General features: G+C 70.7%; 15 protein-coding genes and 1 pseudogene. 13 read left to right on the top strand and 3 right to left on the bottom strand.

The features are described 5' to 3' along the window. The first annotated feature begins 17 nt into the window (after nt 1–17). Complete coding sequence (locus OHB00_RS23870; RefSeq protein WP_406437386.1) at nt 18–485, top strand: Fur family transcriptional regulator; 468 nt, start codon at nt 18–20, stop codon at nt 483–485. A gap of 10 nt (nt 486–495) precedes the next feature. Further along, entirely contained in the window at nt 496–1,461 is a 966-nt protein-coding gene (locus OHB00_RS23865; RefSeq protein ID WP_406437385.1) for a YgfZ/GcvT domain-containing protein, read from the top strand. Between the two features lie 130 nt (nt 1,462–1,591). Here the strand turns inward: OHB00_RS23865 and dtd are convergent, their stop codons facing one another. Continuing rightward, nucleotides 1,592–2,017 carry a D-aminoacyl-tRNA deacylase gene (dtd, locus tag OHB00_RS23860; protein WP_406437383.1) on the bottom strand — a complete coding sequence of 142 codons (426 nt, stop codon included), beginning with the start codon at nt 2,015–2,017 and terminating at the stop codon, nt 1,592–1,594. A 156-nt stretch (nt 2,018–2,173) separates the two neighbouring features. On the opposite strand from dtd, the gene OHB00_RS23855 reads away from it, so the two are divergent. The 3 genes from OHB00_RS23855 to OHB00_RS23845 all read left to right on the top strand — a co-directional run bounded on the left by OHB00_RS23855 (nt 2,174) and on the right by OHB00_RS23845 (nt 5,461). Beyond that, complete coding sequence (locus OHB00_RS23855) at nt 2,174–2,767, top strand: aerial mycelium formation protein (RefSeq protein WP_406437381.1); 594 nt, start codon at nt 2,174–2,176, stop codon at nt 2,765–2,767. Nucleotides 2,768–2,897: 130 nt separating this feature from the next. Beyond that, nucleotides 2,898–4,178, top strand: a complete 1,281-nt coding sequence (locus tag OHB00_RS23850; protein WP_406437380.1) for a GNAT family N-acetyltransferase — start codon at nt 2,898–2,900, stop codon at nt 4,176–4,178. A 368-nt stretch (nt 4,179–4,546) separates the two neighbouring features. Beyond that, a complete protein-coding gene (locus tag OHB00_RS23845; RefSeq protein WP_406437379.1) occupies nt 4,547–5,461 on the top strand; it encodes a winged helix-turn-helix domain-containing protein in 915 nt (304 codons plus the stop codon). A 14-nt stretch (nt 5,462–5,475) separates the two neighbouring features. Here the strand turns inward: OHB00_RS23845 and OHB00_RS23840 are convergent, their stop codons facing one another. Beyond that, nucleotides 5,476–5,667 carry a hypothetical protein gene (locus OHB00_RS23840; protein ID WP_406437378.1) on the bottom strand — a complete coding sequence of 64 codons (192 nt, stop codon included), beginning with the start codon at nt 5,665–5,667 and terminating at the stop codon, nt 5,476–5,478. Nucleotides 5,668–5,812: 145 nt separating this feature from the next. Here OHB00_RS23840 and OHB00_RS23835 point away from each other — a divergent pair, with 145 nt between their 5' ends. From OHB00_RS23835 to OHB00_RS23815, 5 genes and pseudogenes are all read left to right on the top strand, one after another. Next, a complete protein-coding gene (locus OHB00_RS23835; protein WP_406445963.1) occupies nt 5,813–6,682 on the top strand; it encodes a FadR/GntR family transcriptional regulator in 870 nt (289 codons plus the stop codon). Beyond that, nucleotides 6,631–7,470, top strand: coding sequence for an HAD family hydrolase (locus OHB00_RS23830; protein ID WP_406437376.1), 840 nt, complete (start codon nt 6,631–6,633; stop codon nt 7,468–7,470). The genes OHB00_RS23835 and OHB00_RS23830 overlap by 52 nt, the downstream gene beginning before the upstream one ends. A 450-nt stretch (nt 7,471–7,920) precedes the next feature. Further along, nucleotides 7,921–10,101, top strand: a complete 2,181-nt coding sequence (locus OHB00_RS23825) for a phosphotransferase family protein (protein WP_406437375.1) — start codon at nt 7,921–7,923, stop codon at nt 10,099–10,101. Nucleotides 10,102–10,125: 24 nt separating this feature from the next. Beyond that, entirely contained in the window at nt 10,126–10,725 is a 600-nt protein-coding gene (locus OHB00_RS23820) for a TetR/AcrR family transcriptional regulator (protein ID WP_406437373.1), read from the top strand. A 50-nt stretch (nt 10,726–10,775) separates the two neighbouring features. Further along, nucleotides 10,776–12,220 (top strand): annotated as a pseudogene (locus tag OHB00_RS23815) (hypothetical protein). 206 nt (nt 12,221–12,426) lie between these two features. Here OHB00_RS23815 and OHB00_RS23810 read toward each other — a convergent pair. Next, complete coding sequence (locus OHB00_RS23810) at nt 12,427–12,927, bottom strand: NUDIX hydrolase (RefSeq protein WP_406437372.1); 501 nt, start codon at nt 12,925–12,927, stop codon at nt 12,427–12,429. 221 nt (nt 12,928–13,148) lie between these two features. Here OHB00_RS23810 and OHB00_RS23805 point away from each other — a divergent pair, with 221 nt between their 5' ends. From OHB00_RS23805 to OHB00_RS23795, 3 genes are all read left to right on the top strand, one after another. Beyond that, complete coding sequence (locus OHB00_RS23805; RefSeq protein ID WP_406437371.1) at nt 13,149–13,592, top strand: helix-turn-helix domain-containing protein; 444 nt, start codon at nt 13,149–13,151, stop codon at nt 13,590–13,592. A 77-nt stretch (nt 13,593–13,669) separates the two neighbouring features. Beyond that, nucleotides 13,670–14,305, top strand: a complete 636-nt coding sequence (locus tag OHB00_RS23800) for a hypothetical protein (protein ID WP_406437369.1) — start codon at nt 13,670–13,672, stop codon at nt 14,303–14,305. A 109-nt stretch (nt 14,306–14,414) separates the two neighbouring features. After that, complete coding sequence (locus OHB00_RS23795; protein WP_351498124.1) at nt 14,415–14,765, top strand: DUF2516 family protein; 351 nt, start codon at nt 14,415–14,417, stop codon at nt 14,763–14,765. The last annotated feature ends 65 nt before the right edge of the window (nt 14,766–14,830 follow it).

Below are 14,830 nucleotides of genomic sequence, written 5' to 3'. Positions count from 1 at the left end.
AGTCCTAGACTTTCGGTGTGGTGAGCACCGACTGGAAGACCGACCTCAGGCAGCGCGGCTATCGGCTGACGCCGCAGCGGCAGCTCGTGCTCGAAGCCGTGGACACCCTTGAGCACGCGACCCCCGACGACATCCTCGGTGAAGTGAGGAAGACCGCGTCGGGGGTCAACATCTCCACGGTCTACCGGACCCTGGAGCTCCTGGAGGAGCTGGGGCTGGTCAGCCACGCCCATCTCGGGCACGGTGCGCCGACGTACCACCTCGCCGACCGGCACCACCACATCCACCTGGTCTGCCGCGACTGCGAGAACGTGATCGAGGCGGACGTGGCGGTGGCCGCGGAGTTCACGGCCAAGCTGCGGCGGGAGTTCGGCTTCGAGACGGACATGAAGCACTTCGCGATCTTCGGGCGGTGCAAGGACTGCACGCTGAAGAGAGCCAGGGCCGCGTCCGCGTCCGTCCAGACTTCAATTACCGAGTCGTAGGCTTACGTATATGAAGAGCCCCCTGCTGTCCCTGTCCGGCGCGGTGCCCGCCGAGGGTGTGGACGAAGGCGTCGCCGCGCACTACGGCGACCTGTTCCGCGAGCAGCGCGCCCTCGCCGACGGCGCCGGTTTCGTCGACCTCTCCCATCGGGGGGTGGTGGCCGTCACCGGTGAGGACCGGCTCAGCTGGCTGCACCTGCTCCTCACCCAGCACGTCAGCGAGCTGCCCGTCGGCGAGGCCACCGAGGCGCTGATCCTCTCCGCGCACGGCCACATCGAGCACGCGCTGTACCTGGTCGACGACGGCACGACGGTCTGGGCCCACGTCGAGCCGGGCACCCAGGAGGCGTTGATCGCCTACCTGGAGTCGATGAAGTTCTTCTACCGGGTGGAGGTCGCCGACCGCACCGCCGACTTCGCGGTCGTCCACCTGCCCGCCGGCTCCATCGCCGAGGCCCCGGAGGGCGTCGTCGTACGCGAGACGGCGTACGGCCGTGATCTCTTCCTGCCCCGCGCCGACCTGGAGCCGTACGCCGCGAAGGCGGGCCCGGCCGCCGGGCTGCTCGCCTACGAGGCGCTGCGCGTCGAGCACCACCGGCCCCGGCTCGGCTTCGAGACCGACCACCGGACCATCCCGCACGAGCTGGGCTGGATCGGCACCGCCGTGCACCTGCAGAAGGGCTGCTACCGGGGCCAGGAGACGGTGGCCCGGGTGCAGAACCTCGGCAAGCCGCCGCGCCGCCTGGTCTTCCTGCACCTCGACGGCAGCGAGGTGTACCTGCCGCCGCACGGCACCGAGATCCGCGTGGCCGACGAGGGCGCGGACGGCCGGAAGATCGGCGTGGTGACGACGTCGGTTCGCCACTTCGAACTGGGGCCGGTGGCCCTGGCGTTGGTCAAGCGCAACGTCCCGACGGACGCCCGGCTGGTCGCGGGGGAGACGGCCGCGGCACAGGAAGTGATCGTCGAGCCGTAGCCGCGGCACATGCCCTCGGCACTCCGCGCCCGGCAACGGACGGCGACCACCTGGACACGGCGTGCACGTGTTCTCCCCCCGATGAGCAGCGGGCCCTCGGGGGGAGCCGCAGGGAGGGGCCGGGAGCCGCTCACATCTCCAGCAGGACGGTGAACGGGCCGTCGTTCGTCAGCGACACCCTCATCTGCGCCCCGAACCGCCCGGTCGCCACGGTCGCCCCCAGCGCCCGCAGCTGCGCGACCACCTCGTCCACCAGCGGCTCCGCCACGTCGCCGGGGGCCGCCGCGTTCCAGGTCGGCCGCCGCCCCTTGCGCGCGTCGCCGTACAGCGTGAACTGACTGATGACGAGCAGCGGCGCGTCGATGTCACTGCACGACCTCTCGTCCGCCAGCATCCGGATCGACCAGAGCTTCCGGGCCAGTTGGGCCGCCTTCTCCTTCGTGTCCTCATGCGTGACGCCGACGAGCACGCACAGCCCCTCGCCCTCGATCGCGCCCACCGTCTCGCCGTCCACGACGACGCTCGCGCCGTCCACCCGCTGTACCACCGCTCGCATGCGCACCATCATGCCCGGTGGTCCCGTGGCTTCACAGGGGCCCATTATTGATCCTTAACGTCCCAACTAGGGCCGTTCGGGGGCACTCGGTCACATTGCGGCCACTTGGGGTGGCACCATGCTTCCACACGCCGGTCGAGGGGACGGTAGAGGCGTATGAGCACACCGAGTACCGGGCGACTGAGGACGCAGGGCACGCAGAGCGTGCAGAGCCTGCACCGGCCGCCCGCACAGCGCGGCGATGACATCCCGCTGCCCGCGGAACCACCGGAGCACGACCTGGGCCGTCTGAGCCTGCCCGAACTGCGCGTCCTGCGCCGGGACGCGCAGCGCGACGAGGCCGACCTGAGCTATGTACGACGGCTGCTCCAGGGCCGTATCGACATCCTGCGCGCGGAACTGGCGCGCCGCTCCCCGGCGGGCGCGGCCTCCGTCGTGGACCGCCTTCCGGAGATCCTCACGGACGCCCCGGCCCGCCACCGCTCCTCCGCCCGCCACGTCACCCTGGGCACCCCGCACAACGAGGAGTACGGCAGGCTGGCGGCCGACATGCTGTCCGAGGTCGAACTCTCCGACCTGGAGGCCCGCACGGACACCGAACTGACGACGGCGATGGGCCGCCTGGTCCGCTACGAACAGGAGGTGTCGAGGAGAAGGCAGCGTCTGCAGCGGACGGCGGATGATTCGAGCGGAGAGATCACCCGCAGGTACCGGGAGGGCGAAGCCCAGGTCGACGATCTACTGACGTGAGACGAGCGCCCCTTTGGGGGCGCGGGACTGTATCGGCATGCGGCTCCGCCGCGTGGGCGCGACAAGCCCCCACCCACCCGCGCCCGAAATCGAATCGGCACCACCCCCATCGAACACCTACGGTGCTGTCATGACCGACGCCGTCGAAGTCCGCCCCATAACCGAACCCGAGTTCCAGGACTGGCAGAGGGCCCTGTCCATTGGCTTCCTCCGCCCACCCAACTTCACAGCCGACCAACTCGACGCCCGCCGAAGGCAGTTCGTGCCAGGCCGACTCCTCGGCGCCTTCGACGGCCCCCTCCCCCATTCTCGGCTTCGCTCGAACGGTGGGACCCCCATCGTCGCAACGTTCCGCTCCTTCGACCAGGAGCTGACCGCCGTCGGCGGGGCCACTGTCCCCGCCGACGCCATCTCCAACGTCACCGTCACCGCCACCCACCGCCGCCGCGGCCTGCTCACCCGCATGATGAGCCAGGACCTGGCCGCGGCGAAGGAGCGCGGAGACGTGGTCGCGACCCTGATCGCCGCCGAGTACCCGATCTACGGCCGCTACGGCTTCGGCCCGGCGACCACGCTGACGGAGTGGACGATCGAGGTCCAGCGCGCCGGCCTGGACGCGCGCTGGTCGCGCCCCGAGGACGGCGGCCGGATCGATCTCGTCGACGGCGAGGACATCCGCAAGCTCGGCCCCGACCTGCACGAACGCTTCCGCCGCAGCACCCCTGGCGCGATCAGCCGCAGCGACCTGTGGTGGCAGTTGCGCACCGGCGTGGTCCGCTTCGAGGACGACTGGAAGGAGCCCTGCTTCGCGGTGTACCGCTCGGCGGCCGGCGAGGTGGAGGGCATCGCGTCCTACGAGTCGGACGACAACTGGCAGGGCAAGCAGCCGTACAACACCGCCGAGGTGCACTGGCTGCTCGGCACGAGCCCGGCGGCCGAGCGCGCGCTGTGGCACTACCTGTGCTCGATCGACTGGATCACCCGGGTGAAGAGCGGCCGGCGGTCGCCGGACGACCTGCTGCCGCACTACCTGCCCGACCCGCGCGCCGCGCGGATCACCGACCAGGCGGACTGGCTGTGGGTGCGGATCCTGGACGTCGTACGGGCCCTGGAGGCGCGGACGTACGACACGGCGGGGTCGCTGGTGCTTGAGGTGGCGGACCGGCAGGGGCTGGCCGGCGGCCGGTTCCGGCTGGACGCCTCCCCCGATGGGGCGTCCTGCACCCCGACCACCGACACCCCCGACCTCGCGCTCGACATCGCCGAGCTGGCGAGTGTCTGGCTCGGTGACCAGTCCGTGGCGCGGTTGCACACCCTGGGACGGGTCCAGGAAGAGCGAGTGGGCGCCGCCCGGGAGGCCGACGCCCTGCTGCGCGCGTCCGGGCGGCCTTGGTGCCCGGACATCTTCTGAGGCGGGCCTCCTTCCTCCCGGGGACGGGTGCCTGAATCACCTGTGTTCACTTGTGACTGTGCTGGGCTGTTCTGTGCTGCTCATCCGTAGCGAGCTGTGAAGTTGTGGCTGTGCGGGTCTGCCTGTGTTCGGTTGTCGGTGTTCAGTTGTGACTGTGCTGACCGTGCTGGTCGTGCGCCCCGACAGCCGGCCTGGTGGACCGGGCTCCCGGCTCCCCTCCGGAAGGGAACCCGGATGGCCAACGGGTCGAGGAAGTATGACCATGTTGCTTGAGTTGGTGACCAACTCCACAGTACTTATCTCCACTTGGATGCGACTCATAACCACCTTCCCGTGAACTGCCGGAAGATGGCGGGAAGTTGTACTGTTTGTCCGTGGACCCGGAACTCGCCTCCGTCAATGGACGGAAGAGGTCACAGCGGCCCCAGGCGTCACACCACATGGTGGCCGACGAACTGCGCACCCGGATCAGGTCCGGGGAGCTGCGGCCGGGCCAGCGCATGCCCACGCAGGCCAAACTGGCCGACGAGTTCGGCGTCGAGCGCGGGGCGGTGCGGCAGGCACTGCGCATCCTGCAGTCGGAGCACCTGCTCACCAACGTCTCCAAGGGCGCTCCGGCGACGGTGGCAGCGGGTTTGGGTCCGGCGCCGCTCGCCGTGGGCCCGGCGGCACCCCCGCAGCCGACCATGGTGGCCCTCACCCCCCGGATAGAGGCGGCCTTCGCGGCCTCGCACGTGAGGATCGACGCGCTCTGCCTGACCTCGGTCTCGCTCAACCTCGCCCTCGGCGGGCCGCTGCGGCTCATCCACGCGGGGCACCTGGAACCGGCCAAGATCGACGTCCGGGTGCTGCTGCCGAGCCGGAACATCGACCTCGCGTTCCCGACGGCGCTGGACGCCTCGGCCGAGGACGCGGTGCACGACCGCTGGCTGGCCCAGCGCAACGCGCAGGGCCAGGTGCTGCGGCACAACCTGCTGGCGCTGCGCGCCACGCACGGCATCGACGTGCACGTCACCTTCCGGGCCCTGCCGTTCACCCCGCCGGTCAAGCTGTACCTGCTCAACGGGGCGGAGGCGCTGTTCGCGTACTACACGCTGGGGCGCCACGAGCGGGAGATCGACCACGAGCACCTGCAGACGTACGACGCCGAGGGCACGCGGTCGATGCTCTTCGCCTTCGAACAGGGCGCGGGGCTGCGGGACACCACGTTCGTGGACCAGTCCACACGGTGGTTCGACGCCCTGTGGGAGACGATCAGTTCGGAGCTGCACCTGACGTCCTAGGCGCCCCCTCGGACTTACAGGGCGGGCCCGGCGAGCACCAGGGCGAGCAGGACGGCGCCGGCGGAGCTGAACGCCGGGTTCTTGGCCTTGATCCCCACGGTGAGCAGCAGCAGACCGATAATGCCAGTGGCACCGTACTTCGACTGGATGATCTGCTCGAAGCCGACGACGAAGGCGGCGGAGAGAAGAGCGAGGGCGGCAGGCATGGTGGTTCCCCCCATCGGTCGGGAAGCAAGGCTTCCGCCAACTCAAGCGAGTTGGTTGCCAACTCTGATTAAGTTGTCCCCAGTTGGCTACTACTTATAAACAACCTTCAAACAACTCCCGCGAGATGGATCAAAGTTGTAGCGTCTGGTCGTGACTCAGGAGAACGTGGCAGTGAACGCCGGCAGCACACCTCAGGAGATCGCCGACACCCTGCGGGAACGCATCCGCTCGGGCGACCTCAAGGTGGGCGACCGCCTGCCCACCCAGGCCGAGCTGGCCGAGCAGTTCGGCGTGGAGCGGGGGACCGTGCGCCAGGCCGTGCGGGTCCTGCAGGACGACGGCTTCCTCGTCGACGTCGGCAAGGGCAGCCCGCCGCGCATCGCCGAGCCACGGCCCCCGGCGCTCGACGAGCCCCAGCCGACGATGGTCGGCCTCGGGCCCCGCATGACCGCGGCGTTCGCCGCCGCGCACGTCCGCATCGACGCCGCCTGCCTCACCGCCCAGAGCCTGCTGCCGGCGCTCGCCGAACCCCTGCGCATGATCCACGAGGGCCGGTTCCGCCCCGACCGCATCGACGTCCGCGTCCTGCTGCCCAGCCGGGACATCCCGCTCGCCTTCCCGACGGCGGTCGAGGGCGACGACGACACGGTCCACAACCGCTGGCTCGGCATGCGCAACGCCCAGGGCCAGGTCCTCCAGTACAACCTCCAGGGCCTGCGCTCCACCCACCAGATCGACGTGAACGTCACCTTCCGGGCCCTCCCGTTCACCCCGCCGATCAAGCTGTACCTGCTCAACGGCGCGGAGGCGCTGTTCGCGTACTACACGGTCACCCGCCGTGAGGAGCAGACGGAGGACGGCCCGCTCGACATGTACGACGCCGTCGGCTCGGAGTCCCTCCTCTTCTCCTTCGAGAAGCGCGCCGGACACCGCGACGCCGCGTTCGTGGAGCAGTCGCAGAAGTGGTTCAACGCCCTCTGGGAAACCATCACGACGGACCTGACACTCTTCTAGTGACTTCTGATACGACGCAGACTGAACCGGTGCGGAAAGCGACGGCAAACGAGACCGAGGAACTGCGGAAGCTGATCACCCGTGCCCAGGTGGTTCTGTGGGACTTCGACGGGCCGATCTGTCACCTGTTCGCGCAGCACCCCGCGGCGGGGGTCGCCGACGAGTTCGCGAAGTGGCTGGCGAGCCGGGGTCTGCGCGGGCTGGTCACGGACAGCGAGCGCGACACCCTCGACCCGCAGGTCCTGCTGCGCGCGGTGGACCGCCGGCACCCCAAGAGCGACCTGGTCGCGGAGCTGGAGGAACGTCTCACCACCGAGGAACTGCGGGCCACCAGGACGGCGTTGCCGACGGCGTACGCGGACGTCCTCATACAGACCTGGCGGGCGGGGGGCGCCCGGATGGCCGTCACCACCAACAACTCGCCCCGGGCGGTCCGCGCCTACCTGGACGTCCGAGGCCTCACCCCGTGCTTCGCCCCGCACGTCTACGGCCGCACCCAGGACCTGCACCGCCTCAAGCCCGACCCGCACTGCCTCAACCGCGCCCTCACCGCGATGGGCGCCGCTCCCGCCGCGGCCCTGATGATCGGCGACTCCCTCTCCGACCTGGAGGCGGCCGACCACGCCCGGGTTCCCTTCCTGGGCTACGCGCGTAACGAACGAAAGGCGAAGCTCCTCGCCGAGGCCGGCGCGGACCACGTCGTCGACTCACTGGAGCCCCTGCTGGAGATAGTGCAGCGCCACGCGGTCCCCGGATCCCCCACCAGCCCGTCCGCCGGCCCGAACTGACCCACCCCGGAAACCCCGGACTCGACCGGTTCCGCCTTCGTCACCTTGGCCGGACGGCTGCCGCGGTGCGCCGGCTGCCGAGGTGCCCCGGCGGGCCGCTCGACCGCGTCTGTGCCCGCCCGCGTCGCGTGGGTCCCCGCGCGGCACGCTGGCAACTTGCGTAACTGGATTTCGCGGCGCCTGCCGTGCGTTAGCATGCCCGAACCGGAAGAGCAACCGCTCGGATTCGGGGCAGGAGGTGGCGCAAACGCGGCCTCGGCCGGCATGGCACGTACGAAGAGCACGCCACCGTTGGGCTACTTCGCCGCGCCGGTGGTCGTGCCGTTCTCATACACCTGGGAATAGCAGTTCTTTCCCGTCCTTCCCTCAGCGCGTGTCTCGAACCTTCCGGAGCGGCAAGTGGGCGCACCGTTTCTCCCCCTCGAAAGCGGGGGACGCTCCGGCAGACCCGTGCGCGAAGCCGTACTTGAGGCTTTCGCCCGCCGGGCGGTGCGGCAGGGGCAGGCGAGCGACGGCTTCCACAACCGCAACTACGTCCTGCCCGTGTTCGACGAGGTGGCCACCGCGCTGCGGGTCGAACCCGGCACCACCGTCACCGTACGGGTGCGCAAGTCAGACGCCCTGCCGGTGGTGATAAGGACCTGGAAGAGCGAGGCGGGGATCCTCCGAGCGGTCCAGCGCGTGCTGCCCGACGTGCCCCGCTGTCTCTTCGAGGGCAAGGACTTCGCCATCCACAGCCATGTGGAAGGTGTCCCGCTCTCCAGCGTCTGCGGCGACGGAAAACCCGTCGACGCCCTGCTCGTGACGGCACTGGCGGCCCAGCTCGCCCGCACGGCCCAGCTGCGCGGCGGCGCCGACCTGCCGCCCCTGCCCGCGCTGTGGCCCAGGAACTACACGGACAGCCAGTCCTTCCTGCGGATCCTGGCCCGGCTGGCCGACACCCAGATCCGCCAGCCCAACTGGCCGCTGTTCGGGGGCCTGTTCACCGCACTGGGCGTCCCCGAGGACGCCCTGCTCCGGTACGCCGAACGAGTGCCCGCGATGTCCCGCCGCCCGTACAGCCTGCTCCACGCCGACCTGCACCGCGACAACGTGATCATGTCGTACGACGGTGTCCCGCCCCTCATCTGCGTCGACTGGGAACTGGCCACCTTCGGCGACCCCCTGCACGACCTCGCCACCCATCTCGTCCGGATGCGGTACCCGGCCCACCAGTGGGACGAGGCCGTGGCGGCCTGGGCGGCCGCCATGCGGCAGGTGCGGCCCACCGCGGTGCACGGCGTGGCGAAGGACCTGCGGCACTACGTGGACTTCGAGCGCGCGCAGTCCGTCTACCCGGACGTGATGCGGGCCGCGAAGTCCCTGGAGGAGTCCTTCGACCAGAAGAGCCTGGACGAGGCGACCGCGGCCGTCCGCCGCGCGCTGGAGGCCGGTGCCGAACCGTTGCGGCTGCGCACGATCCCGCAGGACCGGGAGATCGAGCGGATCCTGTTCCGCTGGCGGGCGTCCTCACGGGCGGCCGGCGGGCGGCGCGGCCCGGTCGCCGAGGTCATCGACTGGAAGCCCGACCCGCGCGTCCCCGAACAGTCCGGCTTCCCCCGCACCGCGGTCACCGACGCGCTGTTCCTGGAGGGCGCGGCCCCGGCCCGCCGGGTGTTCAAGGGCACCGCGCACCTCAACTCCGTGGTCTGGGTGCCCGGCACCGGCTTTCCCGTGGTGGTCCGCCGCAAGGTGCCCCACCTGCTGCGCCGCGAGCCCAGCTTCCTCAGCGAGCACGCGGTGCTGCGCGCGATCGAGAAGTCCAGGGCCGAGGTGGCGGCCCCCCGCATCCTGGCGCTGGGGGAGAGCCACTCGCACCTGCTCTTCGACATCCGCACCTACTCCCGGGACCGCTTCGCCATCCACACCTACGAGGGCCCGAGCGACATCGACCGCACCCCCGACCACCCCGTCAACGGCCTCCGCCCGCACGAGGCCGACGCCCTCGTCGACCAGCTCGCCGAACTGACCCGGGTCGCCTACCGTCAGCTCGACCCGGCCGCCGACGCCCCCGGTTTCTCCTTCTACGGCTGGCTCAGCGACCAGCTGGTCGCGCTGGTCGGCGCGCTCCCCACCGAGTCCCGGCAACTCGCCCGTGTCCTCGGCCTGCCCGAGGCCTCCCGGCTGCGCGAGATCCTCGCCCGGCACCACGTCAGCCACCGCGATCCCGTCCTGCTGCACGGCGACCTCAACCCCTGGAACCTGGTCCGCCGCGACGACCGGCTCGCCCTCACCATCATCGACTGGGAGATGGCCCTGGTCGGCGACCCGCTCTACGACCTGGTGCGGCACATGCACCTGACCCCGACCCGGCCGGAGATCCGCGACCGCATGTTCCGCCGCTGGGAGCGCACACTGACGCCCCGGTTCACCAAGGACTGGCAGCGGGACTGGCGGGTGTACCGCTGGATCGAGATCGTCCGCTCCGCCTACGTCGACCTGGACCGCCTGGTCACCGGCGCGGGCCTGGACGCACCGAACGTACGCCGCGCGGTCGACTCGTACGCCATGACCCTGGCCGCCGCCACTGCCTCCCTCGGCCTCACGGCCCGCCACCGGGCCAACCCCTACCTCACCCGCGCCCTCGGGTGAGCGGCGCTGCGTAGGCTCGGCCCCATGGGTGAGATGGGCCTGCGTGAGCGCAAGAAGCGGCGGATGTACGAGGACGTGTCGGACATCGCCGTGCGGCTGTTCCTGGCGAAGGGGTTCGACGCGGTGTCGGTCGCCGAGGTGGCCGCCGCGGCCGGGATCTCCAAGCCGACGCTGTTCCGGTACTTCCCGGCCAAGGAGGACCTGGTCCTGCACCGGATCGCCGATCACGAGACGGAGGCGGCCCGGCTGGTCGCGGGCGCCGAGTCGCCGGTCGGCGCGGTGCGGGCGCACTTCCTCGACGGGCTGCGGCGGGGCGACCCGATCACCGGGCTCAACGACCACCCCCAGGTGCTCGCCTTCCACACCCTGCTCAACAGCACCCCCACGCTGGTCGCCCGCCAGCACGCCTACCTGGAGCGCTCGGAGGCCGCGCTCGCCGAGGCCCTCGGCGGCACCCTGGACGCCCGGCTGGCCGCCGGCCAGATCATCGCCGTACAGCGGATCCTCGCGCAGGACAACTGGCGGCGGATCGCGGCGGGGGAGCGGGTCGAGGACGTGCGGGAGGACGCCGTGCGGGCGGCGGAGCGGGCGTTCGGGCGGCTGGAGCGGGCCATGGCGGACTGACCTGAGTAAAAAATGTGACTCAGTTAAATATTTTCGCTTAGGCTGTCTCCATGCAGCAGGAACTCGACCGTGAACGCGCCTACCACGACACCTGCCGGGCAGCCCTCGCCCGCATGGTCGACGGCGCCGTCGAACACGTCGTCACCGGCGAGGACGTCTCCGCGTCCGGTGCCGACGCCGAAGTGCTCGGATACCGGCTGCGCAGCCGGGCCAAGGAGATGCGGGAGCTGCCGGAGGGACCCCTCTTCTTCGGCAAGCTGGACTTCGAGGCAGGCGAACACGCCGGGCAGAGCTACCGCATCGGGCGCCTGCGCATCAGCGAGGAGCCGACCGCCCCGCCCCTCGTCGTCGACTGGCGCGCCCCCGTCTCCCGCGCCTTCTACCAGGCCGGCCCCGACGACCCGCAGGGCGTGGCGGTACGGCGGCGGTTCGGCTGGGCGCCGGGCAGCCGCGGCGACTCCGCCGATCTGACCGGCCTTGAGGACGAGCGTCTGGGCAAGGGCGAGTCCGGGGGCGGCACGCTGCTCACCCACGAGATCGAACGGCCGCGCGTCGGACCCATGCGGGACATCGCCGCCACCATCCAGCCCGACCAGGACGACCTGGTCCGCGCCGGTCTCACCGACTCCGTCTGCGTCCAGGGCGCCCCCGGCACCGCGTGGTGACCGGACTCCTCACCGACGGCGGAGTGCTGGCGGCGGCTGCCGAGGGGCTGCTGACCCCCGGCGAACAGCGGGAGCTGCTGTGGGCCCGCCCGCCGCGCTCGTACAAGTCCGCCCGCTGGTCGGCCGCCGACCTGGTCCTCCTCGACGAGGTCGCGGGGCTGGTCGAACACCCCGAGGGGTACGGCCACATCGTCGTGGACGAGGCCCAGGACCTGTCTCCCATGGAGTGCAGGGCGATCGCCCGCCGCGCGGTCTTCGGCTCCCTCACCGTCCTCGGCGACCTCGCCCAGGCCACCACACCCTGGGCGGCGCGGAGCTGGGACGCCGTACTGGGCCACCTGGGCAAGCCGGACGCGGCCGTCGTCCCGCTCACCACCGGCTTCCGCGTCCCGGCGGCGGTCGTCGCCCTGACCAACCGGCTGCTGCGGCGCCTGGGCACGGACGTACCGCCGGCCAGGTCCTACCGCGGCGACGGCGAGGTACGGATCCGCCCGGCGGACGACGTGCACGCGGCGACGGTCACCGCCGTGCGGGAGGCGCTGGCCCACGAGGGGTCGGTGGGGGTCGTGGCGGCGGACGCGCAGGTGGCCGCCGTACGCGAGGCGCTGACGGCCGCCGGTGTCGAACCGGCGGGACCGGACGAGCTGGGCGCGAGGGTGGCCCTGGTCCCGGCGAGCGTGGTCAAGGGCCTGGAGTACGACCACGTGGTGGCCGTGGAACCGGCGGCGGTGGCGGAGGGCGAGGAGCGGGGGCTGCACAGGCTGTACGTGGTCCTGACCCGAGCGGTGTCCCGCCTGGACGTGGTGCATGCGAGGCCTTTGCCGTTCTGAAGAACAGCCGGGGCAGCGCCCGGCTTTTGGCTTTTAAGGGGCGCGAGGCCGCATCAATGTGCGGCTCCGCCGCGTGGGCGCGAGCACCCCCCGCAGCTGCCAACAAGCGGGAGTCGACCAAGCATCCGTACTCCCTAGCACGAGCATCTCCTCTCACAAGGGGCGTTGGCCGCAAGCAGGCGTCCCAGCCCGAGAGGCGAGAGAGGTCAGGACTGCGCGCTCCGGAACGCGAGATACCGGCTGAAGGCTTCGTGGCTGTCGGGGGTGAAGCGCCACTCCAACAGGGCCGAGCCGAGCTCCGGCTCGGTCAGCCAGCCATGCCAGGCGACCTCATCGGGATCGGGGACCACGGCGTCCGGCACCACGGCTTCGTGCACGCCGAGCCAGTGAGGGCTCAAACCGCTGCGGCTGATGAACGTGAACAGCAGGCGCGGCAGCGCATGAATGCCCAGCTCCTCGGCCAGCTCCCGCGCGGCGGCCTGTTCATAGGACTCGCCGACATTTGCGGCGCCACCGACCTCGACCTCATAGAGCCCGGGGAAGCGCGACACCTGCTCCGACCGCCGGTGGACGAGGATCCGGCCACGATCATCACGGCACACGGTCACGGCGACCCGATGCAGCCAACCCTCCCGGATGGCCTCCCGACGGCTGACCACCCCCAGCACGCGATCCTGACCGTCGACACGCTCCACCCATTCATCCACGACGCACACCCTGGCAGAGCCGACCGACAACGCCGTTTCTCGGCGACTTGCAAAGGTCAGCCCAAAGCAGCTGCACCAGGAGGCCGCACGCAGATGACGGCAGTTGTCGTGCAGATACGACACCTGTCGTGCTCAGGCTCATCGGCCATCCGGGTATGACGCGGCACACTTTTGCAAGCAGGTGCTTGCAATTGTTAGCGGGGGTGGGGCAGGGTGGAGGTATGGCATCGCTGAACGTCGGCAATCTCGGTGAGTATCTGCGTGAACAGCGGCGCAACGCGCAGCTGTCGCTCAGGCAGCTCGCCGATGCCGCCGGGGTGTCCAATCCGTACCTGAGCCAGATCGAGCGCGGGCTGCGCAAGCCGAGCGCGGAGGTGCTGCAGCAGGTCGCCAAGGCCCTGCGGATCTCCGCCGAGACGCTGTACGTCCGCGCCGGAATCCTCGACGCCGAGCGGGATCTGAACGAGGTGGAGACCCGTGCGGTCATCCTCGCCGACCCCACCCTCGACGAGCGGCAGAAGCAGGTGCTGCTGCAGATCTACGAGTCGTTCAGGAAAGAGAACGGCTTCGGGTCGGGCGAGGAACGCGCGAGCGACACGGACACCCCAGGCGCCGAGGACGACGACGCCGACAGCGAGACCGATCCGCGGCGGACGGCCGGATGAGCCGGCCAAGCGCGCCGGCCGCCGCGCCGCGGACCGAAAAACCCTCAACCGAACTTTAATACGGGAGGACCATCACCATGGCCATCACCGACGACCTGCGCAAGACCCTCAGCGACCCGACTCCGCTCTACTTCGCCGCCGGCACCGCCGACCTGGCCCTCCAGCAGGCCAAGAAGGTCCCCGGCCTGGTCGAGCAGCTGCGCGCCGAGGCCCCGGCCCGCATCGAGGCGGTCCGCAAGACCGACCCGAAGGCCGTCCAGGAGAAGGCCACCGCCCGCGCCAAGGAGGCCGGCGTGAAGGCCAAGGAGGCGCAGGCCAGCCTTCAGTCCAAGGTCAACGACTTCATCGTCTCCCTCGACGGTGACCTCAAGAAGCTCGGCGAGTCCGCCCAGGACTTCGCGCTGCGCCAGGTCGGCGTGGCCGCCGAGTACGCCGTCAAGGCCCGCGAGACCTACGAGAAGGTCGCCGAGCACGGCGAGCAGGCCGTGAAGACCTGGCGCGGCGAGGCCGCCGAGGAGATCGAGGACCTGGCCATCGTCGTCGAGGGCAAGCCCGAGCCGGTCGAGGTCAAGCAGGACGAGAAGAAGGCGGACGGCCCGAAGGCCGCCGAGGCCAGGCCGGTCGCGGCCAAGAAGGCCCCGGTCGCGGAGAAGAAGGCCCCGGCCCCCCGCAAGGCCACCCCGGTCAAGAAGACCACCCCGCCGGCCAAGTAACCGTCGCGCGCGTCAGCAGAACGCACGGGCCGGGCACCTTGAGGGTGCCCGGCCCGTTCTACGGGTACGGTGGCCGCGTAGGGATCGGGAGAGAGCGGGTGGTGACAGCATGCTGATGCTGGGGTTCGCGGGGTTCCTGGGACTGTTGAAGATCGTCCTGATGGCCCTGGCCGCGTTCGGGCTGGTCGACGCCGTGTTCCGGCGCGAGGACGCCTTCCGCGCGGCCGACAAGCAGAACAAGATGTTCTGGCTGATCATCCTGGCCATCGCCCTGGTCGTCAGCTACCTCTTCTCGATCCTCTCCATCCTGCCGATCGCGGGCGTGGTGGCGAGCATCGTCTACCTCGTCGACGTCCGCCCCGCGGTCAAGCAGGTGTCGGGCGGTGGCGGCGGCTGGCGAGGCCGCCGCGGCGGCAGCAGCAGCGACGGCCCGTACGGCCCGTACAACGGCGGCCGCTGACCGATCTTCCAAGGGCGCCCGTTTCAAGGGGCGCCCGCTGAGGCGCCCCGTAAGGGGCCGCGGGG

It is taken from the genome of Streptomyces sp. NBC_00631, from assembly GCF_045206895.1.
Lineage (GTDB): Bacteria > Actinomycetota > Actinomycetes > Streptomycetales > Streptomycetaceae > Streptomyces.
Note: the sequence above shows the minus strand (reverse complement) of the source record. Positions and strands in the feature narration are given on the sequence as shown.

What these genes read in the sequence shown, in the direction of transcription:
- OHB00_RS23855 (WP_406437381.1), top strand. Translation starts at nt 2,174, where the DNA reads ATGAGCACACCGAGTACCGGGCGACTGAGGACGCAGGGCACGCAGAGC.
- dtd (WP_406437383.1), bottom strand. Translation starts at nt 2,017, where the DNA reads ATGCGAGCGGTGGTACAGCGGGTGGACGGCGCGAGCGTCGTCGTGGAC.
- OHB00_RS23840 (WP_406437378.1), bottom strand. Translation starts at nt 5,667, where the DNA reads ATGCCTGCCGCCCTCGCTCTTCTCTCCGCCGCCTTCGTCGTCGGCTTC.
- OHB00_RS23850 (WP_406437380.1), top strand. Translation starts at nt 2,898, where the DNA reads ATGACCGACGCCGTCGAAGTCCGCCCCATAACCGAACCCGAGTTCCAG.
- OHB00_RS23805 (WP_406437371.1), top strand. Translation starts at nt 13,149, where the DNA reads ATGGCATCGCTGAACGTCGGCAATCTCGGTGAGTATCTGCGTGAACAG.
- OHB00_RS23800 (WP_406437369.1), top strand. Translation starts at nt 13,670, where the DNA reads ATGGCCATCACCGACGACCTGCGCAAGACCCTCAGCGACCCGACTCCG.
- OHB00_RS23865 (WP_406437385.1), top strand. Translation starts at nt 496, where the DNA reads ATGAAGAGCCCCCTGCTGTCCCTGTCCGGCGCGGTGCCCGCCGAGGGT.
- OHB00_RS23795 (WP_351498124.1), top strand. Translation starts at nt 14,415, where the DNA reads ATGCTGATGCTGGGGTTCGCGGGGTTCCTGGGACTGTTGAAGATCGTC.
- OHB00_RS23820 (WP_406437373.1), top strand. Translation starts at nt 10,126, where the DNA reads ATGGGTGAGATGGGCCTGCGTGAGCGCAAGAAGCGGCGGATGTACGAG.